The organism is Microbulbifer variabilis ATCC 700307, assembly GCF_000380565.1.
Taxonomy (GTDB): domain Bacteria; phylum Pseudomonadota; class Gammaproteobacteria; order Pseudomonadales; family Cellvibrionaceae; genus Microbulbifer; species Microbulbifer variabilis.
On sequence record NZ_AQYJ01000029.1, the window covers coordinates 846,564 to 873,413 of the forward strand.

Consider the following 26,850-nt stretch of genomic DNA (forward strand, 5'->3'; position numbering starts at 1 on the left):
CTCTCCCATTGTTTAAGTTACGGCCTTATAGCTGAGACTACGGCAAAATACCCAAGTGCTTTATGACATTGAGGGTTCTCAAATCCTGCTTGATTAAGTAACTGGAATAGTTCCTCTAAAGAGAAGAGTTGCGCTCCATGATTCATGAAAAGATGAAAACTAAATAAAACTGGAGTAAGTTTGGTTATATTAAAGAGCATGTCATGAATAAGGACACTACCGCCTTTTGGCAAGGCCGCGTAAGCCTTACTCAATAGCTCTATGCTGGTGTCTGGTTTCCAATCGTGCAGCACATTGCTAAAACAGACCCCATCGCAACCAGTTGGCCAATCTTGCTTGAAGAAATCTCCCTCTACTATGCTTATCTGCTTCTTCTTAGCAAACTTGTCTACATATTCTTTGGCTGTCATACAGACAGGAGCAAGATCAAAAAGAAGAGCATTGCGTTCCGGATATGCATCACAAAATGCCAATGCGATAGTGCCTGACCCAGCACCAGCATCGAGTAAGGTTTGAATATTGCTAAAGGCACCATTCTGAACCGCTGAAACAGCTGAGGCAAAACCTTGTGCGTGCATCAGGTGGGTGAAAGCCGCCGCTGAATCACCATCCATTTCATCATGTCGCCACATATCTGTTACAGAGCGACCCCTGCATTCAAGCTCGTATTCATGTTTCAGGCTGGTGAGAATCTTTTTATTAAGATGGTTTACATTATAAATATTGAACGGATCCAGGAGAACTTCTCCCCAGTAGTACTGGCTATTCCTATCCAGATACTGCTTGGCGAGTTCCGTATTTTTTAATTGATTGCGTGTAACATTGATATACCCTAAGTGTTGAAGCAGCAAGATAAACAGGTAGATTCCTTTACGGCTTAATTGCAGTTTGTTGCTCAGCTTCTCGCAGGTATCAAAGCCACCGTCAATAAGCCCAGTTATATCAAGCTGAGCTGAGACCATCAGGCAGGCAAAGGTGTAATTACCCATTAAGAGGTCCCACATTGGGGCATCTGATGTTGTAGGCGCTTTAATTTGCATCAGGCTATCCTTTTTGTCAGTAGGTGCCCAAATTCACAAGATAAATTAGCCTAAACAGCTGAAACTTTCAGTGAAGTTATCTCAATTAGATGTCTCCATCTGAAGATAGGGATCATTTGATTAATTTTCCGTCAATGACAGTCAATAGGGCGACCGCTCCTTGATACTTATCCTTGTGTTCAAGTTTGAGTGAATCTGGGATGGCACTATGCCAGCCCTCTTTATTTGCTCAGACTACAGCTCCTTGACCATAAAGTACTTACATCCTTCTTTAGGGTATCCCTCTTGAACCCACTTAACTTCATAGCCCTGATTTTTATAGAATGGCATGGCCTGGAAGTTCAAAGTATCTAGTAAGCATTTTTTACAACCACGTTGTTTACCGGATATCTCAATTTTGCTCAATAGTTGGCTACCAATATTTTGCCCCCTTAGCTCTTCAGATACCCACAAAGTGTCTAGTAATAGCCAATCACCGAATGACCTTGCGGCTGCTCCGGCTATCACTTCACCAGAGGCATTTCTAATCTGAACAGCAAGGGGAAGCCTTTCTTTAACTTCCCAGTTTCTCCAGTTGAATTCATCAAGTTTTTTATCCAGAAAGTCGATTAATTCTTGTGCTGGGTTTTCAAGTACTTCTATATCCATTGTGATTGCCTTCCGGGTCAGAGTATAAGTTGAAAAAATTTTAGTTAATCTTTTCCGTATTTAATAAAGTTTGCTCTAAAAAATCAATCTTGATTTTGACTGCACCTGAAAGGAATACTGCCTGAAATAGCCAACCATTTAAAATAATTTTTACATGAACTGTGCTTAAGGTAATCAAGGATATGCGGAACAGGTCTCCTAATTGTAAAAGTGGTCAAGTTGATATAGATTCGATGTTGTTGTGAATTTACTTTATTGGCAAAAGATAACTCCAGCTTTTTGGAGATTGTTGATTTCTTTCTCTGTTATTCCAGCTTCAATTAAAATGTCTCGTGTATTCTCACCATAAAGAGGTGCTGTCTGGAATTCCACCGAGGGCGTACCCGGTATAGAAAAAGGCGCACAGAGGAACTCAATACTTTTGCGATCTGTACTACGGGAGTAGGGAACGGAGAGAGTTTTATCGTTGTTGCGGACGTAGGGGTTGTCCAGGGCTTGTGCAATATCATAAACGGGTGCGCAGGGAACCTTACCTTCCATCTGGGCAGCCCAGTTAGCATTTGTTTTCTTCTGGAAATGATTGTCAAGCGATGCCGTTAGCTCCTCCCGGTGCTTCATTCTACTCTCGTTGGTTAGAAAACGTGCATCGTGCTTAAGAGAATCATCCCCCAGTTCTTGGCACAGAATCTCCCAGAACTTCTGTGTTAAACAAGCTACATAGAACCAGCCATCGGCGGTTTTTACCAATTGGCACGGTGCTTGTGATGCGTGTGCGGAGCGAGGCTGCTTTCCTGGAACTATCCCCTCATTGAGAAACCATAGGCCTTGATAGCACAAGCAGTTCAGTGCAACATCGAACAAGTTAGTATCAAAGTCGCCACCTTTTCCTGTAATTTCGGTACGCAGCAGTCCTGAGACTGTACACAGGGCGGCATACACGCTGCCTAATAAATCAACAACAGATACACCAACTTTGGTAGGTATTGATCCCGGCTCGCCGGTTACAGACATCCAGCCTGTTTCAGCCTGCATAAGGAAGTCATAGCCAGGCCAACTTTTCCTTTCATTGTCCCGGCCATACCCTGAAAGATGTGTACAAACGATTCTCTGGTTGACGACTTTTAACTTCCTATAAATAACTCCTAATTCTTCCGGCAGGGAACCGCGGAAGTTATCGATTACTGCATCTGATTTCTCAACAAGACTGAGAAAGACCTTTTTCCCCTCTGCCGACCTGATATCCAGGGCCAGGCTCTTCTTATTGTGCAAAGTAGACTCGCCAGATTCATTATCTTCCTGACTCTCATCAAGGAATAATGTGCCCATTCTTCTTAAGGGGTTCCCGCTTTGTTTGGGATCCTCAATATTAATTACTTCGGCGCCCAGCATGGCTAACAGAGTGCCATGGAAGGAACCTGCTCCCCAGGTTTCGAAGGAGAGAATGCGCTTATTTTTTAGCGGCAACATGATGGAAATTTGAACTCTCAGGCAGTAAATGGCACACTTTTGCGGATTTTCGCAAAAGTAACTTGTATCGTTAGATTACTTATAGACCACAGTGTTTATAGATAGGCACGGACGACCCTCTAATTGCAACCTTGTGTCCAACCATCATTATCAATCAGTGAGTAAAACCCCAAGCAATAACAATAGGATACTCGATAGAATTTGTTTGAATAAAATAGTTTACCTGCTGGAATTGGGCAGCTTTTTCCAATCCTATGCCAGTATCTATATGCATCCTGGAGAAATGAATCTTTAAGTCTTTGCTCACTTCATCTCAGTAGCTTTAAACTTTGTTAATTTATGTAAATATCTTTATTCTTTGGCTTTTATTTTAGTAGTTATTATTTAATTTTTAATATAGGAAGCTCACACTGCTCGAAATACAATGCTAAATCATAGGTTAACTCTGTAAATTTGAATGTTTATACCAAAAATGATCACGTATTTAGATGAAAATGACAATGGAATCTTGGTAGTCATATGTCAAATATGTACATAGGATGGCGTTAATATCAACCTTAAAGGGTCAGAAAACATAAGCAACTATTTGAAACAGGCTAATGATTGAATCTGTAGATGAATTGATATTATTTTAAGGAACGCCTGAAGTTCATTATATCGGGTTGATCATCTTGCTGAATAATTTATTATGCGGGTGACATCTAAAAAAAGCGATTCCTATCATGAACATCTCCCAGTATTCAAAAGGCTGTGGTGCACTCGTGGAAGGCGTACAGCTGGCCAATTTATCCGATGCCGAGCTTGGTGATCTACGCCGGGCCTTCGCCGACCATGGTGTGTTGTTTTTTCGTAACCAGTCCCTTTCCCCCGATGATCATCTAACCTTCGCCCACCGCTGGGGTGAAATTGTTATTAATAAGTTTTTCACACACACACAGGAATACCCTGGCATTGCTGAAGTACGCAAGGAAAAAGATCAGGAGACTAATATTGGCGGCGGTTGGCACACAGACCATTCTTATGATCAAAAACCCGCCTTAGGTTCCATCCTTGTAGCCAGGGAGCTACCCAAAACCGGCGGCGATACTCACTTCGCTAATCTGCAAAAAGCTTATGAAAGTTTGTCCGACGGTCTTAAGAAGACGCTGGAAACACTAAGAGCCGTGCATTCTAATGTGCATGTTTATGGTGAAGACGGTTACTACCAGTCGACAGACCTTGCTTCGCAACTTGGCGGCGTTGATGATGTGGGCGAGGCAATACATCCGGTAGTGATACAACACCCTGATACTGGGCGCAAGATTCTCTACGTCAATCCAGGGTTCACCCTTTGCTTTGAGGGGTGGACCCCGGAGGAGAGCAGGCCACTCCTTAACTACCTGTTCGCCCATGTGCTTACCAATGGATTTACCTGTCGGTTTAATTGGGAGCCTGGGTCGATTGCATTCTGGGATAACCGCTCTACCTGGCATTCCGCGGAAAATGATTATCCAGGCCAGTTCCGCCTGATGCACCGTATCACACTTGCTGGTGGCGCATTACAGGGGGTGTGATATGAAGGTGGGTGTTAAATACACCCACCTTCAGTGAGGGCGCGTGTCGCCAGGCATTGGACGACATGCCCAGGTATAAGCCTACAGATAGGGCTTTAGTTAATGGGGCCCCAGTTCATGTCTACCTGAAAACGCTTCTGCTGTCTTTTTAAAGATCTATGGTTCAAAACAGCATCTTAATTGGCATATTGTGCCAATCAAACATATCAGCAAGGCCGTTCTTTTAAGCCTGCGGCCTTAATAGTTTCTATTCTTGAGAAATAGAATCAGACAACACATTTCTGAAGGCCAATTTCAAACTACTCAAAGAGTATTGTCATGAAAAAGGTTTTAGTGACCGGCTTTGAACCATTCGGGCATACGCCAATAAATCCTGCAGAGTCGGTAATGCGTGTTTTGGATGGTACCCGTATTGGGAATTCAGATGTATTTGGAATCCTGGTTCCTAGTAGCTTCTTTGAGTGTATTGACGTAGTAACTAGCGCTATAGATGAGCTCCGTCCACAAATAGTGATCATGATGGGTGAATATGGTGGGCGATCGATGGTTACTGTAGAGCGAATTGCTCAAAATTTTAACGATTCTACTCGATATAACCTGAAGGACAATCGTGGCGTAGAGATGCAGGGCGCACCTACGGTTGCCAATGGACCGGTAGCCTATCGTAGTAATCTTCCTCTTAGAGCTATGGTTAGGGCAATGCGTGAAGCTGGAGTGCCTACAGATATTTCGGATAATGCCGCCACTTTTTGCTGTAATCACTTGATGTATGGCGTTTTGCACTTTATTGCCAGCAATCAGTTGGATATACGCGCAGGGTGGATTCACCTTCCGCAATTACCTCAAGTAGCAGCTTTGCCCGAAAACCTTGGTACACCCAGCATGTCCAGAGAGACCTCAGCACTTGGTGTCCATGCTGGAATAGAGGCCGCATTGCTACATACTGAGGATATTGATGTTCCTATTCCATCCAAATTTCAAGTCTAAGATTTACTGAAACTATTAAGAAGGGTTCTGACAATGGAGATTGAATGCCTTTGGGAGTGTAACGATGGATTGGGAGAAACACCCATCTGGCATGCAGAAGATACTTCTATCTACTGGGCGGATCATGTCGGCCCTTCGGTTGATTTGGCTGGGCCTCGGCGGCCATCGATTCGGCGGCTAAACATCTCTACTGGTGAAAGAAAGACCTGGGAAATGCCGGAGCAGGTAGGGTCCTTTGGTTTCCGTAAGGGAAGAGGGTTAGTTGGTGCTGCCAATACTGGGTTTTGCACCATTGACCTCGAAACAGGAGAGTTTGAGACAGTTGTTGATCCGGAACCGAATTTACCCCAAAACCGGTTAAATGATGGAAAAATTGACCGAAGAGGGCGTTTTTGGTGCGGTAGTATGGATACGCAATTGAAAGGTAAAGTCTCTCATTTATATTGTCTTGAGCCTGATTTTAGCGTGCGCAAGGTTGCTAAGGACTTTTCCTTTGTATGTTCCAATGGGATTGCCTTCGATCCGGAGGATACTCGTATGTACTTCGGCGATACCATTGGTGGTATGGTCTATGTATTTGACTTGGATATGGATGAGGGCCATATCAGCAATCGAAGGCCATTCTTTTCAGTTGAAGATCGCAAGCCCGCGATTGTAGATGGCGCAACAGTCGATGCTGAAGGGTACTATTGGTTTGCTTTGAATCTTGGCGGTAAGATTTTAAGGATTGACCCTAAGGGCCGCCTTGACCGTGAGATTGACCTACCGATCCGGAGTCCCACCTGTGTCACATTCGGTGGCGACAATTATGAAACGCTCTACGTTACTTCACAGCAATCATTTGTAACTCCTGAGGAGCTGGCCCGCCACCCGCAGCCAGGTAGTATTTTTGCTATTCATGGCCTTGGTGTTCAGGGGCTCCCGGAGCCAAAATTTGGAGCTTGAAAAGCCCACCAAATAATTTTCTAGATGCATAATCCCCCAAGATTAGGGCACCCAAACCCAGTAAGAGTGGGTGTGGGTGCCCGCTTGGTGCTTGTTAGTTACCGTTTAGGTCGTAAACAACAAATTTCTCCCAGGAACCTAATGCTTTCCGATTCGCATTAGCCCGGCCATCTGATTCCGCAACGATATAGTTACCATGTTCCGGGTTGTATAAGGAAATTACGTCACCATTTTGTAAACAGCCCGAATTGTCTGAGTGATTGATCAACTTAAATGTTTCCCAGCTGTACCGAGCGGTTCTATCGACATCTAAAGCACCACTTTGTTGGGCACTGTAATAATAACCATCGGTGCTTTGCAGCCACACTTCATCCCCGTCAATCAGGCAACCCTGTTGCAGGCTATTTCCTGTAAGGACAATAGTCTCATGGCTACCAATTACTGAGGCATTGGCGTTGGCTGTTTTTCCATTACCTCCATTACCTGCCGCGCCAAGATACTTCCCATGGGCTCCTTTAAGTGCCACTTTTAAGGATTTAACTGGGGGCTTTCCGACAGCCATATAACCTACAACTGCCTTTATAGTTTCCTCTTTATTACTGTTTGCCTCCTGTACCATCAGGCTCATTTCAAATGTGCCAGTTTTCTTATTTCTGACACGTGTGCTTAGTGTTTCATCCCTGTCACTACCTTGTACTTGGCTGATCAGTAAGTAATCCTGTAAGTCGACCCCGACAGTTTCAAAGTCCGGGGAGCCACTCAAATTATCTTCCAGTGCAACAGCGCCAATATGAAGCTTCAATCCATTGGCAATTGAGTAACTACCAGCCTCCATCACCACATAATGCACCACTTCCGATGTATGGATGCCGTCGTTCCAGGCAAACTCTGCAACACGCACATCGAAGCTGGTTGAAGTGATATTGCGAATCTCAGTTGTTATCGGGTCAGTGCCGGCAATACCAATGACTGAAGCAAACACCACAGGGTTTTCATAACTGAAGTCCAACTCTATAGTGGTCCATTCGTGATTTATTCCGTTAGCCTTATCAGCCTCACCACCAACAAAGCGCCGGTTAGTAAAACGCACTACATCGACCTTTTCACCTTCATGGATCAATTCCATATCTTGTGACTGGTCTTCTACGTTAATCAGATAGCATTCACCGTTATCGGCCTCTGCCATACGTAATATTGTTGGATCAAAACCGTTAAAGCTTACATTTTGATGTAAAAGCACATCGTATGAACTCTCGCAGTTACCATGACCCGTATTAGTTTCTGTGTCTGTTACATTATTGACCTGGAATCCACTCACCGAAGCCATTTCGATAGTAGATGTGTTATTAGCACTGGCCAGTTCCCACATTTCTCTATCAGTCAAATCATCTACGTTTGCTTCCCAGCCAAAACTTAAGGTCTTTCCATCGACCTCTAAAGTTGTCTCCCATACATGGCGGGTCTCTGCCCAGCTCCAGTACCATTTGCTTTTGATCTTGGCTTGCGAAACAGTGAAAATGAAATTACTAAAGCTTTCGTGAGTCTGGGTATTACCAACAACTGTTGCCCAGACTTGTTCATCAGCACTACAGCTGTAAATTTCTACAACCTCCTCATTACGAATAAAGGTTTTGGTATCCAGGCAGTGACGATAAACAGCCACATAACCATCACCCTCACGTGCAAACAGCCAGTTCTGGAAACTGGTTGTTTCATCGAATTGCTCCGTTGGCCAATGCAAATTTACTGGTGCAGTTAGAAAGTCATCTACAGGTAAAAAGTCCGTTGCTCTGTTAACACCATCCATAAAGCGCAGCTCCATCGCAGGTTTATACAAAACCAGGGCTACATTCTCATTTTGCTTTATATAGGGTAAGTGCGTGTTCATTTGCTCCTGGCCACCAGCCTTCCAGCCTCCGTATTCCGCACCTGACCGAGTATAAACCGGTAGGGTACCGGTTGTTGCTATCCAGGGCAGCTGCTGCCAACCTGCATTCCCCGCATGGAAATCCTGGTATGAGGATAATTGCACATTGCCATGGCGATACAGATCCATGGTTTTTTCTGAAATAACTGAGCTTGTGGTGAAAGGTGCACTGGTTTCAGTAAGAAGAACACCTGACATGTCGACTACGTCATCTGCCAGGTTAGACTCCACAATCAAATCTTCCAAAAAGAAGTTCAGACCGGCAAGTGGATTCAGGTAATATTCCAGCATCTCATCAATGAGTTCTGGATGGGCATAGGCGCCGGCAGATTGAGAGAAAATCAACTTATCTTGGAGGTCCAACCCAGCCCATACGGTATCAACTTCAGAGATAGGATGGCCTGAAGAATAGCTTATGTTAATCTCACCATTCAGTTTTTCAAGGCGATTATAGGCAACACTGCTTACATCAAGTGTAGTCATGGCAAAAATATCCATATGGGTACTACCCGTAAAATCTTGTGGACCTTTGCCAGTAATCAAAGCGGTATATCGTGCGAACTTATTATTCAAGAAGTTAAGATCTTGGTGAACACCCTCATAGGTCCTGGAATCGACGGCTATAGCAGCACCAAGATCGTTGGTGACCATAGCGATATCATTAAGAAAAATAAGGGCAACCTGTCCAGCCAGGATTTTAATCTCTGTATCCTGGGCATAGTCGTATAAATTTAATAATGCTGTCAGGGAAAATGGGCTATAGACATTTGAAGTGGACTCATATACTCCAAACTGCTTTTTAACCTCCAGATAACGTACGAGACGCTCCCTTAGTTTTTCGGGCCCACCACCTATATCCCAACCTTCCATTTCAGATAGTAACCAGCTGGAAGATAGCCACATAAGTACGTGGTTTTCAGAAGTGTAAACTCGCTTTCCTTCAGTATCTTCATCCTGCCAATAAGGTAGTTTGATAATTTCACTCAGGATAATATCATCGTACTCATCACTCTCCGCCAATAGCCTAATATATTCTATCAGGCGCATATCAGGGTTTTTGTAAGCGTGCTTTCCTGGTGTAAAAAGATCGGTCAGCCCCCGAGCCAGAGCCTCTTTATCCAGTGGTAAATCAAAATAAGCCCTGAGTACATAATGATCGTTATTAGGTTCGGCTTTGGCTGAATCAAGAACGCGTTCGATATAAGCTACCTGCCGATCACGGAAGGCATTTAAATATGCAGGATGCGAGGAAGTATCATAGTCTGTAAGGCTCCACTGCCGCGCACCGTCCTCGGAATTCTGCCCCCCCGTGGTGAACCAGTCCGATATATCGAGATTCAGGCCGAAGTAATTTAATGCCGTGACTGTACCATCGGCAACGCCGTAGAAGAAATTAAGTGAACCTTCAACCACGGTCGTTAGTCCATCGTATATCCACTCACCGGTATCTACAAAGAAACCAATTGCTGCCGTTACACCATCCTCTACCGTTGTAACTATATCCTCAATAACCTCTTCAACTCTCACTTCAACAGTGTCCCAAGTATCAACAACCCAGGTTGTAAATTTGTCCCACAATCCTGCATGGGCGTATGCTGGTAAGATTAGAACAAACATAAGTGCGATACATACACCTATTTTTTTGAGCTTCATGATCAAGTCCTATATTATTTTTTTTGACCAAATAGAAGTAACTCTTTGGAGGAAGAACATATTTCGTTAAAAATTAATCATATAATTTAGGGGGTCCTATAAGTTTCATGTGATGCCGCATATTAAATTATTATTGACTAAAAGAAATAATGGATGCTGGCTGTTCGAACTTCAAAATTCGTTCAGCAATGTAAGACCTTGTTGTTGATCGGGTCAAACAGAGATGGCGTATAGTGAGAAACTGATCTCACGAAGCTCTTAAAAGTTGTTTCTACAGTCTCATGAAATATAGCGTTAACTATTTCGTAATATTTGTGGGCTTCTGTGTTGAGAAAATGACTTCGAGGGGCTCGTGCAAATGGTTTATCTAATTTAACCTAATTAGTAGAGGCATGACTGTCGCAACTAAGATGTGGGGTGCCAAGGGGCTAGTACCTAAATTGGTCTTACTCAAGTACAGTAGATGTACTCAGTAGTATAAGCATGCGAAGTAACCACTGCCCATAAGTTTTTCTCATATTCCTGTTTTGGTGCTTTAATGAAGGGGCGAAATTTATAGTGACTTATAATAAAACCTGGATGTACAGTAGAGTAGGGTGGTCATTTTATTGAAACTACTTTTCATACTGATGCCGGAACTACTCAAGGGAATGATATCTGCATGCTCTATCAAGAAGGTTATAAGGGGTTAAATTTAACTAACAGTTCTCAATTTTCCAATCATCAATAATTTGCACATCCTTAATTACAATTTCCGCAGTAGTACGATCGTTGCCTTGCTGATCTTTTCTCATTCGATGCTGCAGCTTTCCTTCTAGATCAATCAGCGAGCCTTTGCGCCCATAATTAAGCAGATATTCAGCCTTGTTTCCATACGCAATACAGTGATGTGTTTCTGTCTTTTCTTGTGCTTTTCCGGATTGGCGGTCAGACCAAGTTTCACTGGTAGTGACATTGAATGCTATTGCAGTTTTTTTTGAGGCGATCTTCTCAAAGTCAATTGTTACCCTGCCGATTAAGAATATTCTATTTTTTGAGCGGCGATATGCCATAATTTTAGTCCGTGCCAGAATTTTAATTAATAGCTTAAGGTGCAAATAGTAGGAGGTGTATAGCTATTCTGGTGTCGGGTTGTCACTTTTATTAGGCTTTTGTTGCCTGCTTGATTTGCGGTCTTCATTGGAGTTCTTTTCAGTGGGGAAGTTTTTATTTTTTGAGGGGGTATTATTTTTCTCTAAGTTCTTTTTGGATATATTTTTGTGGTATGACTTTATTATTATCATTTTTGCTCCTGGTAAGAGAGTATGTTGAGTTTTGTGAATAATATAGTGACTTGTTTATTTTCCGGCCTTGTCTGCTGTTGCTTCCTGTTTTTGTTCAAATTAATGTTGTTTTCTCAAGGGGATAGCGCAAAAGATAATTATTTTATATTTACGATTGATGCTGATTGCTGGATCACAGCTTCTTGCATATCTGACGTTATTTTATTTACGTTGGCAGATTAGAGAATTGAGCAAACTGAGTATTTGCTCTATGCAAAGAATGTATGTAACAGAAACGCAGAAGTTTACTGCAGCGATGAAACCGGCATTCGCAGTAATTGCTAACTAAGTGTCGCTATACGCCAAAAGCGAAAACGCGAATTATGAAGTTAAGTGCTAAGCGCACTCAATCTAATAATGTTCAACCTGTGGCGTTTCAAGGATATGCGTCAGGTTTAGGCTAAACTAATCTATTTATTGGGCGGCTTTCTGAACTCTGTATAATGATAATATTTTGGCCTACTATCGAAACGAATGTGTAACCATGCAACACCTCCGCCCGCTGTGCTTAACCAAACAGGATTATTCGAAGCTAGCTTTAGACCTAAGCCACCAACTGTACTCCAAAGTTCATGCTGCTGCCTACTGGGTGCTGTATTGGTAAAGGAGGCTAAATGACAATAATTTACAGCGGTTTCTTGATTTGAAGGCACTACAATAGTGGCATCTTTGCCAAGATTTTGAAACCAAACAACGGACTTTGAAGTATCACGAATATATGCCTCGAAAGGGCTTGAGTTGGGTGTTTGATCTAAAGATGGCGCATCTAAAACGACAAACTCAAATATTCCTTGCAGTGATTTCTTGGTAAATCCTGGTGTCTCCCATCTATACGCCTGATATGGAATCGCCTGAAGCGAAGAGATTAAAAAGTTCCTAAATTTCGCGTTATCCCGAAGGTACTTCAGCGCCTCATAAAATGTAACAGCCTCTCGATTATTATTAATAGTAAAGTGATACCCATTACTTACCTTAGATTTACTTAGATTCCACATATTACTTACCACTGACTTTGCTCACAAAAAGTAAACAAAAATTTACTTGCATTTTGCATTGTTCCAGCAATTATCTTTCTTAATCATGAAAAGCCGAATGACCTAACTTGACAGCAGGTGTTGATCTCTTAGCGACACTATACATTGCGATAACTAATATATTTACAATTACTTTTTCTTTTGCACGAATTTAGCTCTATATCTGTTTTTGTTTTTGTTTTTGTTTTTGTTTTTTATGGTAACTGTCGTATAAGTTTGAGACAAATTTTCTCAACAGCATGGCAGAAGTGTGAATTCTGCTTCAGGGCTATCTCACACATGTTAGTAATAGCTAAACGCCCTAGAGCGTCATCAACAGAATAGATAGAGTAAATTATAGACAATGAGGACGTTTCTAGTATCAAAGGTTTGTGATATGTGACTTCCATCAAAGCAAAAAGTTACAATCGCATTGACTTTTTTTTTCATGGCGGTACGATCGCCTCATTGCAATGGATTTGAATAAAAATGGATTGCAATTGAATAATAACGGTACTTACAAAATGGAGTACCACAAGGATTGTCTTACAAGGTTGTGTGTGATAGCAGTTTTGGGCTGCTATTAGTTGACTACTGCTTTGTATCTTAGGAGTTTTCGCCTTATGGCAAGAGGCTATTTGAGAAGTTACCCGTTCTCAGTTAGGTTAAGCCCGTCTGCACTCAGTAATTTAGCGATTGTACAGTTGAATTACGCATATACGGGTGTGATGGAAATCACAACTGGAATCATTGATTTATGTGGCGCAGCCGGGACTAACCCGCACTACAACACGAGAACACCTATAAAGCATGATATTTTTCCTCAATTCGTCGGCACTCATAATGTCGCTCCAATTGTACATGGAGGAAGAGGTAGCGGTAATACGAGCCATCAACAGTTAGCTCGTGTCATTATGGCTCAAAACAATCGCTTAGCATCGTCGGAAGATGATTTTTGTGGTTTCACTATTAGGTTCAACGGTAAGCCAAACGCGGATTTTTCAGGGACATCTCGATCCTTGAATATGGGCATCGGATTTTCCAATGGAGAGCTCGAACTCTGCTTGAGAAATGCCATTATGCAAAAAGTTGCTTCCGTAATCCGTTTATACGGGTGGACCAATTTGACTTACGCTCCACCTCGAGCTGACCCTAATGCGGCCAATGCTGCACGAGGCCGCGGGATTCATGCCGCTGGACTGCTTGCCAGTATTCAGCAACTCAACCGCACACCAGCTATTTAACTTGCTCCATTTTGGAAAAAGAGTATGGTTAATATACTGATCACTTAGTTAGTGATAATGCAGATGTAGAAATTTTCTGACAAAACCCTATTATTGGTAGCGGGTGGTTGGAGCGCCGAACAAGGAATGTTTGGCGATATACCGTCTGTAGATAGCAGGAGCTTGTATTAGTAGCTAATAGCTGGAAAGGTGTGAATTCGATACTATCGCCTAAAGCTAAACTAATTACTACTGATTGGCTTGACGCCTTCTGCCGAATAAATCACATTACTTGACCTTGAACTGACAGAACACCTTCTGAAAACTACCAAATGTCAGATCAACTTTGGGTTACGATAATTAAGACTGTCATTTAAAATGGAAGCTTGCCGGTAGAGTAGGGCGGCGGTATTACTACCGCACTTCCTTTACTCGTTTAGTTCGTCCACTCTCGTGCCGCTCACGCATATCTGAATCAATATACCGATCAGTGGTGGCCATACTGGCGTGGCCAGCGTCATCACGGACATGCTCACGGGGCCGGTATTTTACATCCTCTGAGATGCCGGTATGCCTTAACCAGTGCACTGTTGCCGCTTTTAAGTCCTCAGCGTCTTCTCCCAAACCTTCTTCAACCATCCTCTGGTAGGCAGCATCAAAACAGCTCTGTACGATGATCCGTACTTGTCGGGTGCTGGTAACAGGTCCCTTGCCGCGGGACTTTTGTAACAAGGGTGTTTGCTCGTTGATACTCGGCAAAGCAGGCAGTTGTAAGTGGATTCTATAGCGTTTCAGTGCATTCAACATTTGATCGCAAACAGTGATTGCTCGCCCTTTGTTACCTTTACCTGTGACATGGAACCACCAGTTTCCGTCGCGATCTTTCTTGAAATCGCCCATAACAGGTGCAGACCTTTCATCGGCAACCAATTCCGAGATTCGCAGGTACATGGCGAATAGGGCGTTCATAATAAACAATGTACGTTCATGGTCACCAGGTGACATTTCAGCCATGACTTCGGCCGTTTCCAGTACATAATCCCATTGCAGATTACTGATACGTCGTACGACTTGGTTTTGCTGTTGGCGCCGCACAAACTTACTTTTCTGTCGGATGAGAGCTACGGGGTTGGCTGGGACCAAGCCTTCCTGATAAAGGAAATCAAACAAGGATGATAATGCGGTAAAAATACACTTGATAGCAGCCTGGGACGGACGAAAGTCTTTGGGTGAAGGCGTTTTGCCAGCTCGAAACTCAACCTTGGAAACATTGACCACAAATGGTCGCCAGTCTGCATTCACAAAGCGCTGACCATTTCTGGTTTTAAACCTTGCTACATTCTTAGTACCGATCCAAGCAATCGGCGGTTCAATGCAAAACTGTACAAAATCCTCAATGTGTTCACGCTTCAGCGTCATAATCGAAATTTCCTCTACGCGCCACGCCCATTGCAGCAATCGTTCGATCTCTCGGCGGTAACTGTTAAATGTTGCTTGGCTGCCGTTATAGCTGTAGAGAAACTTCAGCGCGAATTCCAGATCAGTGTCAGCGCCGGGAATCTGCTTGCTAATATACTGGCTCGATGAAAAGCTCGTGTAGCGAAATGGATTCTCAAGATTGCTGAGGTTGTCGATGATTGGCGCAGGCGGCTGGTTGGTGGCAGACATAGAAGCTTTAAATTGTTGTTGGAATGCGGCCAATTATACGTGGAAAACACTCAAATATAAATATTCCGATATTCACAAATATCGGAATTAACGCAACCCATTGATCCCCCTCATGTTTTCAATTTTTTCTTGGCAGCTATTTCCGATAACCAAGTCTGACCCTGTTTTCCGAACGATTGATCGCGGTGTTCGTACCGAGCCGTGATCTGGTCAAGCTCTCCGATGATTTCCTGTAGTGCTCCCATGATGCTCTCTGTCTGTTTTAAGTCCCTGGTTGTTAGGTTAACCAGGTCAGTGTTTATGCTCGCGAGGAAGTCGCGGAGCGGCTGAACCTCGTTAGCAAAAATGGTTAAGTGCAGATCAAACGGCGCTGGGTTATCAACCAAGATTCCAGCTCCTGCACATCCGTCGCAAAGTCTCCATTGCCTGTCTATGCCTATCCCTGCGCATGTACTACAAAGCCTCACGAGCAGCTATTGTCATCCGGCTAGCTCTTCGCTCGCTGCGGGCTCTCGCTACGCTCATGCGCTAGCCTCCTGCCAATAGCTGTTCAGGTTGTGGCGGATACGCGAAGGGATCTGTGATGGGTTCGGGCTCTACCTTGCGACACAGAACAATCAAAGACTCTGTGCCAACGATGATGCGAACCATGCAGCTGTTAATGGGCTGCACGGTAAAACCAAGCTCTCGAAGCTCTTGCGATGTCACGGTGTAATCGTCACTCCCGTCGGTAGCTTCAAAGAGATAATCATCGTGCTCGCCGCGCGTTGTGTGGCCAGTGATACGGGTTAATTCGAACTGAAGCTGATGCGCTAGACGGACGATTGCACCGTTATGAACAAGAGCCCCCGAACTAGGAACATTGCGCACACCATCACCGCTAGGAACATCAGGATTCGGCGCAGGACTTTGCGCCACAGGAACTTGAACAGGCTCTTTACTGGCTTGGCGATCTTCAAGCAGATCGACCACAGAAGCTCCAAAGTACATGAAGCTAAGTAGGCAGACTGCGAGCATAAAGAGGAGCTTTGGGCTCTTAAGCGCTTTAAATGCAACCGCAGATTCCCGGTGATCCCCGGTTTCTGTGGACTTGTAGCACTTCCAGATTTTGGGGTTTGCTCTGTATTCCTTCGCCTGGATGAGGTGAGAAACGGCTTTGCCGTTGTTCTCTGGGTCATGCTTTATCTCCTTCCATCAGGGCCTGAACTTCCAGGGCAAAACGCCAGTCATGTTGCGGTGACGGAATGCAAACTCAGTATTGAGGCGCAGCTCCTTATGGATCTTGCCGATGTTTGGCGAGACCAAGAACACATCCCAGTTAAAGTGCCGGTGACGTTCGAAGGCTTCCCATAAAGTACTGGGGCGCTCGATGTGTTTGGTGTTGCCGTCGGAGTCGGTCCAGGTAACCGGCGGAACATTATCGCTAGGGTGGATGGTCACAGAGTCGGGATTAAAACCGCCCCGCCCTTCCCTGTAGATGGTTTGACATTCGTCCAGGACAAGCAGCGCATCGAAGGGGGTCCAGTGGAACCAGCGCGCGAGGTGTTGTTTTGCTTTGTCGTTGCCCTGGGTATCGATATAGATAAGCTCTTCATCCTGGGGAATGTCTACGTCCAGGGCTTCACAGATTACGTAAAACAATCTACGTGTTCTTAATAGTATTGACACCCTAAAGATTGCTGTCTTTGTCTCGTTGGAAATTGGGCCGTTCAAAGTTAATCCAAAAGCATATTGGTTCGGAATTATTCAGCGGTTTTCTAAGGCAAAAATAGACTTTTACCCTATTATAAAACAACTGAAGATAATCTAAAAAAATTAGAATTCATCTCTGACCACATCAATCACATATTTATCATGAATATACTTTACCTGCTAAGCCTAACACTTTGTGTTGTTTTACTATCCTCCTTCACAACCGACTCAGAGAAAGCTGATCGGGTCTTAACTGGAGGTATAATAGAGACAATGAACCCCAATCAGCCTAAAGCAACAGCAGTCGCCATACTTAATGGGAAAATTATTTATGTAGGGAATGATAAAGGCGCCAAAAAATACATTGGTGATAAGACGGATGTAGTCGCCCTCAATGGAAAGTATGTCACTCCTGGCTTTATTGAGTCTCACAGTCACGTTGTTGCTTCTGCATGGACCACTATGGGAGTAGACTTAAGTGCCGCCCGCTCAGTAGATGACATTGGTCGGATATTGAAAGATTATGTCGAAGAAAACCCCAACGAAAAGGGTCCTCTCATTGGATTTGGGTGGATGCCAGCGAATATAGGTGCCAGGGGGCCAAGGGCTAAGGATCTCGATAAATGGAACCTTGGCCGGCCAACCATTGCTATTGGAAATGCTGTTCACGATGCTGGACTAAACACACTAGCACTTAGAGCAGCCGGGATTGATAACAATACCCCGGACATTCAGCCCGGTGTAATGTTTTGGGAGCGAGATAAAGAAAATAATATCACCGGCTTGGGAATTGAGGTCATTTTCTTCGATGCATTTATCAAAATTGGGGCCTGGCAACCCGAAAAAATGGTTCCTGAATCTATAGATAAACTACAAGGTTTCCTTGCCAAGCAGGGAGTCACCACAGCCATGGTCCCTGGATTGGTAACACCTGCGGCAGCTGTCAGTTCAGAACTATCAATGGAAGACATGCGTGAAATCATGGCTATTTTGAAACGGCGAGCAGATCGCGGTGAAGCCCAGATGCGTCTTAACGTGATGCCAATGTTTAAACTTCCAGATGCAGATCCTCAGGAATTTGTTGATTTTACTTTAGAAATGAAGTCACTCTATAACGATGATATGGTGCGTGTTGATAAGGTTAAAATTCATCCTGAGCTAGCTTGGAATCAACGCGGAGCCACTCAACTCGTTCCCTACTTACCGGAGAACAAAGATGATGCACCTACATGGGGTAAGTATGGTGTCACCCCTGATCGAATTTTTGAGGTTATAAACAGAGCCAATAAGAATGGGTTGGATGTCATTACACATGCCGACGGCGCCCGTCTTATCAAACGACTTACGGAAATTATCATAGAAGCAAAAAAACACTACCCAGATGCACGTAATCGCCTTGACCATATCTCTATGATGGATTTAGAAACACGAGAGAAAGTCGTAAAAAATAACATTCCCACTAATGCCACTCCAATGTTTGTTAATGAACTTGACGCGGGGCTAAAAGGCAAGGTGATCTATCAATATATGCCACGGGATTATATTGAAGAGGCCCTTAGCCCTTACCAAGAGCTGGCAAATAAGTATGACAATGTCTCTTTATCTGGCGATACACCAGCAGCCCCCATTGATCGTGCTTATCCCATCTATTTGATGCAACAGTCTATGACTAACAAAGAGCCATCTATTGAAGGTTCAACAGCATTCCCCCCATGGCGCCCTACTTTGACTATTGATCAAGCATTACATGCCTATACGGTAGCACCAGCCTGGCAGATGCGCATGGAAGACAAAATAGGCTCGATAGAAGTAGGAAAGTATGCAGATATGGCAATTTTCGAAAAGAGTCTAAGGGATATTGAACCGGACAACTTGATAGAAGAAGCCAAAGTTGTTGGGACTCTTCTTAACGGAAAATTTACCCACCGTGAAAACCTATAACAACAGTCACCGCATCAAAGGCTATGTGTCTCGTGTATAGAATGATAACAGTTACTTTACACCCCCCTTAAGATATCACCACATACATTAAATCCAAAAATTATTCAGTATCCTACTTATCTTTTGAGCAGTTATTTTAACTTCGTATAACTTACAAAAAGTAATACTCTTCTATATGTTGCCGAGAATAAATGTAATTGTTACGTAAGCGGTACACAAATTACATACTTTTATGAGTAGTGGGGTTTATGCCCCGCTTACGAAGGCCAACAGCGATTAGCAAGCAGTGGATCTGCTCGCCGACCAATTACTGGTTATGGAGAAAGTACACAATGATTAAGTTAGGACTGTTCCGGAGAACTATTTTTTTCGCTTGCTCGATATTATCGTCCACTGTTGCGATAAACCCTGTAGCCCATTCGCAGGTAGTTAAGGAGTCATTTATCGTTCGAGAAAATATCACACCACCAACCGGCTAGCAGAAATGCGAATCATTTCTCTTTGGAGGTACCGATAAGTATCCCCTCAACCCTACACTTCCTTGCCACCTCAGAAATTGCCCTGCAATATTAAAGGTAAATAGCAAGACTTCAATCTCGTCAAATCCAGTGCACTCAATGTATAGGTCAAGTTCTGAATAATATTTGAAAAATATTTTGTGAACAATTCTGGATATTCTAAAAATCAACAAATTTTTTGCTAAATCATGGTATCAGCTGAACGAGCTACCCTATATAGTGGCACCGCCTAACTTTGATTAAAAGTAGGTTAGTTTTCATTGTTTTTTGAGAAGTGGGAGAGATACCAAAGTGATTAAGAAAATTTTTTTGAAAAGAGATCTAAAGCTTTCAATCATTTGCGGCTTGATAGCGGGAGCAAGCTTGCTATCAACAACGGCCACGGCCGAAGTTGATATAAATCAATTACGTCAACAATCAAAAATTATGTTCGGCACTCTCTCAGAAACTATGCCAGGCAGTGAGAATGACACCCCAGCTATGGTTGAGCTTGGAAAAACACTGTTCATGGACAAACGGCTTTCAGTCAATGATAGCCAATCCTGTAACAGCTGCCATCAAGTAGGGAACTACAACGGTTCGGGCGTTGACAATGAAACGACATCACCGGGAGCTTTACCTGGTACCAAGGGTGATCGAAACTCTCCAACGGTCTGGAACTCAGGATTCCAGATGGCTCAATTTTGGGATGGTCGCGCAGAGGACCTGAAGGAACAGGCCAAAGGTCCAATTTTAAACCCTGTAGAGATGGGGATGCCTTCAGAAGAGGCTGTTGAGACAAAGATTTCAAAAATTGCCGAATATCAAGAAAGTTTCAAACACGCCTTTGGTAAAGAAAATGCTATCTCTTACGACAATATTGCTCAGGCCATAGCTGCATTTGAGCGCACCCTGATTACGAATGATCGTTTTGATGATTTTATGAGTGGCGATGATCAGGCCATGACAAAAAGTGAGTTAAAGGGCTTACAAACCTTTATCAACACTGGTTGTTCAACATGCCACAATGGTGCAACCTTGGGTGGAAACATGTACCAGAAGATGGGGCTAGTCAACCAATATCCACACCAAGAAGATTTAGGTCGTTATAAAGTTACAGGCCTTGAAAAAGATAAAATGATGTTTAAAGTTCCAATGCTACGCGATGTAAGCAGAAGCGCTCCTTACTTCCACGACGGGCGTGTAGAAACCATTGAGCAAGCAATTTACGATATGGCTTGGTACCAATTGGGGCAGAAATTAAGCACACAACAAGTAGATGATATTGCAACTTTCCTAAACGCTTTAGAACATCAAGCTCATTAAGCTATTTCCCACCCTTCGGGGTGGGGCCCTTTCACTCTATTTAATTTTGGTTAGGCTCACGGATTTCAAATCACTAGCTCATTGATAACTTATAATCATTCAGCCTTGCCTCTGTGTATCAACCACATTCAGAGATAGCAGCTAGCAGACTAAACAGTTTCCTGATTGCTAACCAGTTGATAATGTATAGTGCTCTAATAATATCTATACCAAGTCGGAAAACTGAAATCCATAGGGAGATGTACAGTTTTCAGCTACCGATTTGCGGCAGCTCCATTGAATTACTGTTCACTACCTGAGCATTCAGTCATCAGATGTCTTTATCCAGGATTACGGGCACGAACAATTGCGATACTTACTCAAGAGGTATTTGATTTAGCTAGTGAAGAGATGACGCGAGATGGTTTTGAGGATGATGCGAAAGTTCTCCTGGCCACGTCGACTCATTGGCTTCGTCATACTGGTGCCTCAATGGATGCAGAAAATAGAGATCTTAAAGACCTATCGGTAGACCTAGGACATGGGAAACTGTGTACTACTGATAAAGAATATGTTCACGCCGATGATAAAAAGCGTGCAGTTTCAGGGAGAACGAGGCGAATTTGAAAATAAATTATGCATCAATAGATTGCAATTAATAGAAAAATAGTATTTTGAACAATGATGTATTGATCGTCGACGCGCGCTATCACTTGATCTTCCCCCAGACAACTGCAACAAGTCGAGCCCTAATAATGATCGCGGCCAACAGCGGATTGCTTGACGAAGATAATCGCCCCATTAACGCGCCGGCGCCACATGTTGTGATAGTCGCGGCGGTTGGCCCATGAGGATAACATCGAGGCCGTTGTGACGGTGCTTGATGCAGCGCTTCCATTCTGGGTTGAGCTTCTCGCGGCCAGATGGGAAGAGGTTTTGTATCTCACCGACAAAGATAAAGACATCATTGCCTGACGCCCCAAAAATACTTTGCTTCTGTAGGCCCGCCCTCTTCTCAACATCTAGCCCCACATCGTGATAAACATAGATTAAAAGCTATTCGATCATAACGCGAGGAAAGCAGCTTAGTTATGGAAGCTTATCGTGATCGATGCTTTCGATTGGTAACAACCCGTCGCCCTTTCTAGGGTTCGCTTGGAGTACCAGGTACAGTTCACTGAGACACCTAATTTAGGAAATGAAATTCCTCAACAATTTGCAATTAGTGAACTGCCTCCCGGATTTCTCTTTATTCGCTTAGCAGGCTTGGGGATATACTTCGCTTACCCATAATACTTCCTTTCAAGTTATTTCCAAGGTAAGTAGTGCTACGTCATGTGCAAACCATGCCAGCGAGTCTGCATTGTTAACCGCTTCCATCTCGCCAATTTGTTGCATGGTTTTAGCCGCCGGATTTTGTCCACGAAGTTGATTTAATGCCTGATCTACAACACGCGCATTTGCTTTAGCTTCTTTATTGTTATCATTTTTCAGCTCTTCCAGATAAATGTTCTTCAATATACTACAGCTCCTGATGGCTTCATCTAATTTCCCCAAAATGCTTCCATCATCCTTGAAGTACGCATGATCCACTGTTTCCGCGAATCTATGTGTTGCCTCGTGTATCAGAGTGATAACGCAGTATTGCCTACCTTTTGGCCAAATTTTATTGAAATTCAAGTGAATGGGGTAATAGAGAGGTTTCTCATACCCCCCCCCATTGAGTTGCCCTCCCAATAAAGTCGACACCCAGCCGTTTTTCTGATCCCATTTCGTTTTCCTTATCTTATATGCTTGTTTGGCAGCTTTGGGCCAACTTTCTAAAAAGTCCTCCCACACAAAACCCGCATAATGTTCCGTGGGGTCTCCCTTACACGTTGCCCACGAGGCATAAGTCAAAGCTTTTGCCAAGTAAGGCATCTGTTCCCTATCCGCAAGATCCACCCCACTAAACAGACCCGACTTAGTTCTCATTAACCGGCTAAGTATCGCATTTAAACAAGCCCTGTATCTTTCTTGTGAACAATCTGAGGGAAGACCGAAGTAGTAGGAAAGTAAATTACGAAATCTATCTGAAACATTATCAGGTTGAACAAGGGCTGTGGTGCACGTTGGTATCGCCACATCGAAAATTTCCTGCGCGTCATCCAGCCAACTTCCACATGTTGTTTTCACTTTCGTTTTAAACTGGGGCAGTTCACTATCATTGACCCACACATTAAATTTCACCTCATACTTGGTGCTGCGACTGATTAAATTTGTCATAATTATTTACCTACAATCCTTTATTTTTAATTAATAACTTCAATTCATTCACGCAGCGAGTAGATCATCTCACTGCCCCATAAATAATTCTTTCGGATTTCTTCCACCCCTGCTTGCTCTTGGTCGACGGTTTAATCGGTTCATAATATATACACCATGATAAGCAATGATGACGTGAAGCTTAACCGCCAATCAAAACTGTCGGACATCCGATTACGATCTTGCCTCCATGGCCAGTTGTATCTCCCATGCGGGCAGCAGGCTTCTTTTGTAGCAATACGGTAGTACTACCCATAGCTACGGTATCGGGCGGTCCTACACAGGTACAGGCACTGCCAACCGTAGCTGAGGGCATTCCGCCGATAATGACCGTTGGAGCACCTGGGCTGAGGATCGGCCCGCCGACGTGAGGTACAGTACCTGTCACCATCGGACAGACATGCATATCCGTAATACGTGAAGCAGGCTTGCCCATATTTAGTCCTCTATCCTGCCATTACCGCCACGTGCCAGATCCAACCCTTGATTCATGTATCTTGCGAATCTTTTGCCGGGATCCACTGGATCAGATAAAACTGCAGCGAGAGTGACACTACCAGCGACGGCGTGTGCATAAAGATGTTCTGGCGGCTCAACCACAGGCTCACCTTCCGCCGCCAGACTTCCATGGCACCAACTCGCTGCTGTAGCAGCCCAGCTCGCTGGGGTTTTGTGCTTGGTTTTATCGCCCAGGGTTTTGCACTTTAACCGAGTCTCTTCGCTGGGCTTTTTGGCCCAGCTTTCCGCAGCGACTAATGCATTTACATTGTCTTCATCAGTTTCTGGGCTTTGAATATCCCGAGCTGCGAGACAGGCCCACCAAACAGCTTCCCGTTTGGGGAGCCCATGTGCCAATAGTTTGATCGCATCGGGATAAAGACCCGCGTCAACCAGTTGGTTAATGCTGACCTCGGGCGCAGTATCGGGCACCAGGTGCTCTTCCGCTTCTTCACTCACCTCAAAATTTTTTAGCAGTTCCGCTGCGGTAAGTGCTTGTACTTTGATCAGGTCAGTCATTCTTAGTTAATCCCCATCAGTTGATCATAGTCACGCCGCCTTTCAGGGTGAGCATGCCGCCGCCTTTAACTTCAGCTGTAGCATCTCCCTTACAGGAAAGCATTGTACCTTTGATGGTGATTCCCGCTGGGGTTAGCTTAATACTACTGCCCCCAACCTTTAATTCAATTGAAGCTTTTGAGGATATTTTGATAGCCCCCATAGCATCTGTGGTTTGCGATCCTTTGCTAATCTTGAGTGTGTGATTGCCTGAACCAATCGTGACAGTCTGGTTTCCTTTATCCACATTCAATTTTTGGTCACCTTTGGCAATGGTGACCACTTCGCTACCATCAGTTACGGTAATGCTACGATCCTGTTTAACTTCCAGAGTTTGCTTGTTTTCTATTTTGCCAGTTTGGTCATTATGGATAACAAAGTTGTGATCCTTACCGGCTTCCATATAGATTTCTTCGTTGCCACCTTTGTCATCAAAGCGCAACTCGTTAAAGGTGCTGCCCTCATACTCGGTTTTCCAGCCACTTTGGGTGGCGGTGTAATTGGGGCCTGGATTATCGCCGTTATATACTGCACCGGTAATCAATGGTCTATCCGGGTCGCCATTAATGTAGGTAACAACCACTTCCTGGTTTACCCTGGGTACAAAGTTTGCCCCCCAGTTTTTTCCGGCAAAAGACTGCATCACTCTGACCCAGCAACTATTTTGTTGTGAGTTCCAGGGGAACTTCACTTTCAGTTGGGTGTAGGGGTCCTGAGAACTGTCGGATGCGGTTGCTTTTACTTCCAATACACGTGCCACTTGTGGTGAGTGTATTTTCTTTGCAGAAACATTCGGCTGTGGGCGTGGCATTACCGCAGAAGGAATACAGCTGAAGGTATTGTGGAAGTGGGTTTCGTTACTGTTACCGTCTGCAGCTGAAACATGCACAGACGTAATAAGATACTTCCCCTTTTCTGACGACAGGCTGTGGTCAAAATTAAAACGTCCGCCGGCAGTAAAGGAGGGGCAGTCACTACGTCCATGGCTGACATCAAATAGCGCTTCCTGTGCTTCCATAGCACGTTCTGCCAGTGCTTTATGGTAGCTATCAGTAAATTTGTGTTTGTGTTCACCATCAGTCTGGAAATGGTTCAGGCCATATAAGCCGCGCATGTAGTTAGAAACATCATTCAGCTTACTGGTGGTTTTAACTTGCTGCTTATTGTCTTTGGTAGCAGTAAATTCACTGTAATCTTTGAGCTCAAAACCGCCGCCATGGTAGTTGAAGTTTCTTCTCCAGCTACTCACTGTGTTTTTTGTGGGATGGCTACCGCCTCCGTCATACTCAATTTTTTCACTTTCACAGTCGTAAAAATCTTGAGGATCATCGCAGAGTACAAGCTCATGCTGCCCTTCAGAGTGCTTGAAGTAGTAGGAAATACCCTCTTCAGCCATTAAGCGATTGATAAATTCAAAGTCGCTTTCATCAAACTGTACACAGTATTCACGGGTGATGTATTCGGCATTTAGCTTTAAGGTCAGTTTGATAACCTTGCTGTATTCACCGAGCACTTCTTCGAGAATTTGCTTGGCGGACTTCTTTTCGAAAACTCTGTTGGAGCCTCCGAGGCTCGTGAACCACAGGCCAGGTTGAAGAATTGCGCTATAACTACGCACGCCTTCGGCGTTTACATCGTGAAGGGAGAACTGGGTAACATAGCCGTTAATGTGGCGTGGTGTCTCAGAGTGGTGAATCGAAACAGTTACTGGTTTGCCGACAAGATCTTTTTGCTCAATAGCGTGATCATCAGAAAGAAGTTGTACTTCATAGCGGAATAGCTTGGAGACATGCTCCTCGCCTTGTAAGGTCGTTGCGATCAAAGCATCCGAGCCGACTGGGCTGTCGACCGTAATCATTCTTTTATCTTGATTGAGTGTAGCCATGGGCAGCCCCAACTATCCCTACGGTGCCAAATAAGAAATGAGATTTTAGAAATCTGCAGTTCTTTAGGTCAGTGCTCGTATAAGCACTCAGCTAAAGAACTGGAGGGCGGTAGCCCGCAGGTACTCTGCAGGCCACCGTTCAACCCGAAAAGAGTCGAACCAATTACAGCGGAGTCGCTGTGGTGAGGTCGTATCCAACCTTCATGTTCTTCGGGTTCTTGTTAGTCTTATCAGCGTGGTCGAGTTCGGCTTCGATTTTGGCAAAGCTCAGAGATACGGACTCCTGAGGAGCACCGCCGGCAGAAGCACCAATGCTGTAAGAGGAGATGATTACGTCAGTCAGCTTGTAAACCGCGTACTTTTCTACAGAGTTGGCGCCGGTCTGTACAACATGAATCTCTACGGGCACACCTTCGTCGCCAGTGACAGAAGACTTGAACAAACCACCGGAAGAAGCGTCAATACGCTTGGTGAAAGTGACTTCGCTCAGGCTGGGGCGAGAGGCTTCACGGTTGGAGGTAGCACCAGCTTCCATGGTGATACCACGGCCAACACCAAAGTTGAAGCTGTCAACTTCGATCCAGTCTTCGTAACCTTTGGCGGTGACGTTGCCTTTGGTGGCTTTGTTATTGAAGTTCATGTAGATAGCCATGGGGATTCCCTCTTGGTTGGCTTTTGATGTTGGTGGTTAATCCTTTACCAAAGCGATGAAGCGGTAGCTCAG

General features: G+C 44.1%; 22 protein-coding genes. 6 read left to right on the plus strand and 16 right to left on the minus strand.

Annotated features, from left to right (window positions below; translation table 11 throughout):
- Nucleotides 1-17: 17 nt before the first annotated feature.
- The 3 genes from G367_RS0122520 to G367_RS0122535 form a co-directional block, all read right to left on the minus strand.
- Entirely contained in the window at nt 18-1,040 is a 1,023-nt protein-coding gene (locus G367_RS0122520; RefSeq protein WP_020415437.1) for a methyltransferase, read from the minus strand.
- Nucleotides 1,041-1,274: 234 nt separating this feature from the next.
- A complete protein-coding gene (locus G367_RS0122525) occupies nt 1,275-1,688 on the minus strand; it encodes a GNAT family N-acetyltransferase (protein ID WP_020415438.1) in 414 nt (137 codons plus the stop codon).
- Nucleotides 1,689-1,940: 252 nt separating this feature from the next.
- Complete coding sequence (locus G367_RS0122535; RefSeq protein WP_020415440.1) at nt 1,941-3,155, minus strand: CaiB/BaiF CoA transferase family protein; 1,215 nt, start codon at nt 3,153-3,155, stop codon at nt 1,941-1,943.
- 722 nt (nt 3,156-3,877) lie between these two features.
- Here G367_RS0122535 and G367_RS0122545 point away from each other — a divergent pair.
- The 3 genes from G367_RS0122545 (at nt 3,878) to G367_RS0122555 (ending at nt 6,640) form a co-directional block, all read left to right on the plus strand.
- Complete coding sequence (locus G367_RS0122545) at nt 3,878-4,708, plus strand: TauD/TfdA dioxygenase family protein (RefSeq protein ID WP_020415442.1); 831 nt, start codon at nt 3,878-3,880, stop codon at nt 4,706-4,708.
- A gap of 318 nt (nt 4,709-5,026) precedes the next feature.
- Entirely contained in the window at nt 5,027-5,695 is a 669-nt protein-coding gene (pcp, locus tag G367_RS0122550) for a pyroglutamyl-peptidase I (protein WP_020415443.1), read from the plus strand.
- Between the two features lie 33 nt (nt 5,696-5,728).
- A complete protein-coding gene (locus G367_RS0122555) occupies nt 5,729-6,640 on the plus strand; it encodes an SMP-30/gluconolactonase/LRE family protein (protein ID WP_020415444.1) in 912 nt (303 codons plus the stop codon).
- Nucleotides 6,641-6,734: 94 nt separating this feature from the next.
- Here the strand turns inward: G367_RS0122555 and G367_RS0122560 are convergent, their stop codons facing one another.
- The 3 genes from G367_RS0122560 to G367_RS0122570 all read right to left on the minus strand — a co-directional run bounded on the left by G367_RS0122560 (nt 6,735) and on the right by G367_RS0122570 (nt 12,537).
- Nucleotides 6,735-10,220, minus strand: a complete 3,486-nt coding sequence (locus G367_RS0122560) for a fascin domain-containing protein (RefSeq protein ID WP_020415445.1) — start codon at nt 10,218-10,220, stop codon at nt 6,735-6,737.
- Between the two features lie 698 nt (nt 10,221-10,918).
- Nucleotides 10,919-11,272, minus strand: coding sequence for a single-stranded DNA-binding protein (gene ssb, locus G367_RS24710; RefSeq protein ID WP_020415446.1), 354 nt, complete (start codon nt 11,270-11,272; stop codon nt 10,919-10,921).
- A gap of 680 nt (nt 11,273-11,952) precedes the next feature.
- Nucleotides 11,953-12,537, minus strand: coding sequence for a DUF6940 family protein (locus G367_RS0122570; RefSeq protein WP_020415448.1), 585 nt, complete (start codon nt 12,535-12,537; stop codon nt 11,953-11,955).
- 641 nt (nt 12,538-13,178) lie between these two features.
- Between G367_RS0122570 and G367_RS24715 the strand changes: the two genes are divergently transcribed.
- The gene (locus G367_RS24715; RefSeq protein WP_020415449.1) at nt 13,179-13,799 is read left to right on the plus strand and encodes a hypothetical protein; all 621 of its coding nucleotides are present in this window, start codon (nt 13,179-13,181) and stop codon (nt 13,797-13,799) included.
- A 393-nt stretch (nt 13,800-14,192) separates the two neighbouring features.
- On the opposite strand, the gene G367_RS0122580 is transcribed toward G367_RS24715, so the two are convergent.
- The 4 genes from G367_RS0122580 to G367_RS0122595 all read right to left on the minus strand — a co-directional run bounded on the left by G367_RS0122580 (nt 14,193) and on the right by G367_RS0122595 (nt 17,087).
- Nucleotides 14,193-15,446, minus strand: a complete 1,254-nt coding sequence (locus tag G367_RS0122580; RefSeq protein WP_020415450.1) for a tyrosine-type recombinase/integrase — start codon at nt 15,444-15,446, stop codon at nt 14,193-14,195.
- Between the two features lie 110 nt (nt 15,447-15,556).
- Nucleotides 15,557-15,832, minus strand: coding sequence for a class I SAM-dependent methyltransferase (locus tag G367_RS0122585; protein ID WP_020415451.1), 276 nt, complete (start codon nt 15,830-15,832; stop codon nt 15,557-15,559).
- Nucleotides 15,833-15,974: 142 nt separating this feature from the next.
- Nucleotides 15,975-16,418, minus strand: coding sequence for a P-loop NTPase family protein (locus tag G367_RS0122590; RefSeq protein WP_157533738.1), 444 nt, complete (start codon nt 16,416-16,418; stop codon nt 15,975-15,977).
- Nucleotides 16,419-16,640: 222 nt separating this feature from the next.
- Nucleotides 16,641-17,087, minus strand: coding sequence for a zonular occludens toxin domain-containing protein (locus tag G367_RS0122595; RefSeq protein ID WP_020415453.1), 447 nt, complete (start codon nt 17,085-17,087; stop codon nt 16,641-16,643).
- Nucleotides 17,088-17,411: 324 nt separating this feature from the next.
- Here G367_RS0122595 and G367_RS0122600 point away from each other — a divergent pair, with 324 nt between their 5' ends.
- Together G367_RS0122600 and G367_RS0122605 are read left to right on the plus strand one after the other, a co-directional pair.
- On the plus strand, nt 17,412-19,079 hold the full coding sequence (locus G367_RS0122600) for an amidohydrolase (RefSeq protein ID WP_020415454.1): 1,668 nt from the start codon (nt 17,412-17,414) through the stop codon (nt 19,077-19,079).
- Between the two features lie 809 nt (nt 19,080-19,888).
- The gene (locus tag G367_RS0122605) at nt 19,889-20,902 is read left to right on the plus strand and encodes a cytochrome-c peroxidase (protein ID WP_020415455.1); all 1,014 of its coding nucleotides are present in this window, start codon (nt 19,889-19,891) and stop codon (nt 20,900-20,902) included.
- Nucleotides 20,903-21,682: 780 nt separating this feature from the next.
- Here G367_RS0122605 and G367_RS26355 read toward each other — a convergent pair.
- The 6 genes from G367_RS26355 to G367_RS0122640 all read right to left on the minus strand — a co-directional run bounded on the left by G367_RS26355 (nt 21,683) and on the right by G367_RS0122640 (nt 26,778).
- On the minus strand, nt 21,683-21,913 hold the full coding sequence (locus G367_RS26355; protein WP_169337151.1) for a zonular occludens toxin domain-containing protein: 231 nt from the start codon (nt 21,911-21,913) through the stop codon (nt 21,683-21,685).
- A 270-nt stretch (nt 21,914-22,183) separates the two neighbouring features.
- Entirely contained in the window at nt 22,184-23,146 is a 963-nt protein-coding gene (locus tag G367_RS0122620; protein WP_020415458.1) for a hypothetical protein, read from the minus strand.
- A 181-nt stretch (nt 23,147-23,327) separates the two neighbouring features.
- A complete protein-coding gene (locus G367_RS0122625; protein WP_020413592.1) occupies nt 23,328-23,621 on the minus strand; it encodes a PAAR domain-containing contractile injection system baseplate protein in 294 nt (97 codons plus the stop codon).
- Between the two features lie 2 nt (nt 23,622-23,623).
- The gene (locus G367_RS0122630) at nt 23,624-24,202 is read right to left on the minus strand and encodes a DUF6931 family protein (RefSeq protein WP_020413591.1); all 579 of its coding nucleotides are present in this window, start codon (nt 24,200-24,202) and stop codon (nt 23,624-23,626) included.
- A gap of 16 nt (nt 24,203-24,218) precedes the next feature.
- Nucleotides 24,219-26,126 carry a type VI secretion system Vgr family protein gene (locus G367_RS0122635; protein ID WP_020413590.1) on the minus strand — a complete coding sequence of 636 codons (1,908 nt, stop codon included), beginning with the start codon at nt 26,124-26,126 and terminating at the stop codon, nt 24,219-24,221.
- A 163-nt stretch (nt 26,127-26,289) separates the two neighbouring features.
- On the minus strand, nt 26,290-26,778 hold the full coding sequence (locus tag G367_RS0122640; RefSeq protein WP_020413589.1) for an Hcp family type VI secretion system effector: 489 nt from the start codon (nt 26,776-26,778) through the stop codon (nt 26,290-26,292).
- Between the last annotated feature and the right edge of the window lie 72 nt (nt 26,779-26,850).

What these genes read in the sequence shown, in the direction of transcription:
- G367_RS0122520 (WP_020415437.1), bottom strand. Translation starts at nt 1,040, where the DNA reads ATGCAAATTAAAGCGCCTACAACATCAGATGCCCCAATGTGGGACCTC.
- G367_RS0122525 (WP_020415438.1), bottom strand. Translation starts at nt 1,688, where the DNA reads ATGGATATAGAAGTACTTGAAAACCCAGCACAAGAATTAATCGACTTT.
- G367_RS0122535 (WP_020415440.1), bottom strand. Translation starts at nt 3,155, where the DNA reads ATGTTGCCGCTAAAAAATAAGCGCATTCTCTCCTTCGAAACCTGGGGA.
- G367_RS0122545 (WP_020415442.1), top strand. Translation starts at nt 3,878, where the DNA reads ATGAACATCTCCCAGTATTCAAAAGGCTGTGGTGCACTCGTGGAAGGC.
- pcp (WP_020415443.1), top strand. Translation starts at nt 5,027, where the DNA reads ATGAAAAAGGTTTTAGTGACCGGCTTTGAACCATTCGGGCATACGCCA.
- G367_RS0122555 (WP_020415444.1), top strand. Translation starts at nt 5,729, where the DNA reads ATGGAGATTGAATGCCTTTGGGAGTGTAACGATGGATTGGGAGAAACA.
- G367_RS0122560 (WP_020415445.1), bottom strand. Translation starts at nt 10,220, where the DNA reads ATGAAGCTCAAAAAAATAGGTGTATGTATCGCACTTATGTTTGTTCTA.
- ssb (WP_020415446.1), bottom strand. Translation starts at nt 11,272, where the DNA reads ATGGCATATCGCCGCTCAAAAAATAGAATATTCTTAATCGGCAGGGTA.
- G367_RS0122570 (WP_020415448.1), bottom strand. Translation starts at nt 12,537, where the DNA reads ATGTGGAATCTAAGTAAATCTAAGGTAAGTAATGGGTATCACTTTACT.
- G367_RS24715 (WP_020415449.1), top strand. Translation starts at nt 13,179, where the DNA reads ATGGCAAGAGGCTATTTGAGAAGTTACCCGTTCTCAGTTAGGTTAAGC.
- G367_RS0122580 (WP_020415450.1), bottom strand. Translation starts at nt 15,446, where the DNA reads ATGTCTGCCACCAACCAGCCGCCTGCGCCAATCATCGACAACCTCAGC.
- G367_RS0122600 (WP_020415454.1), top strand. Translation starts at nt 17,412, where the DNA reads ATGAACCCCAATCAGCCTAAAGCAACAGCAGTCGCCATACTTAATGGG.
- G367_RS0122620 (WP_020415458.1), bottom strand. Translation starts at nt 23,146, where the DNA reads ATGACAAATTTAATCAGTCGCAGCACCAAGTATGAGGTGAAATTTAAT.
- G367_RS0122625 (WP_020413592.1), bottom strand. Translation starts at nt 23,621, where the DNA reads ATGGGCAAGCCTGCTTCACGTATTACGGATATGCATGTCTGTCCGATG.
- G367_RS0122630 (WP_020413591.1), bottom strand. Translation starts at nt 24,202, where the DNA reads ATGACTGACCTGATCAAAGTACAAGCACTTACCGCAGCGGAACTGCTA.
- G367_RS0122635 (WP_020413590.1), bottom strand. Translation starts at nt 26,126, where the DNA reads ATGGCTACACTCAATCAAGATAAAAGAATGATTACGGTCGACAGCCCA.
- G367_RS0122640 (WP_020413589.1), bottom strand. Translation starts at nt 26,778, where the DNA reads ATGGCTATCTACATGAACTTCAATAACAAAGCCACCAAAGGCAACGTC.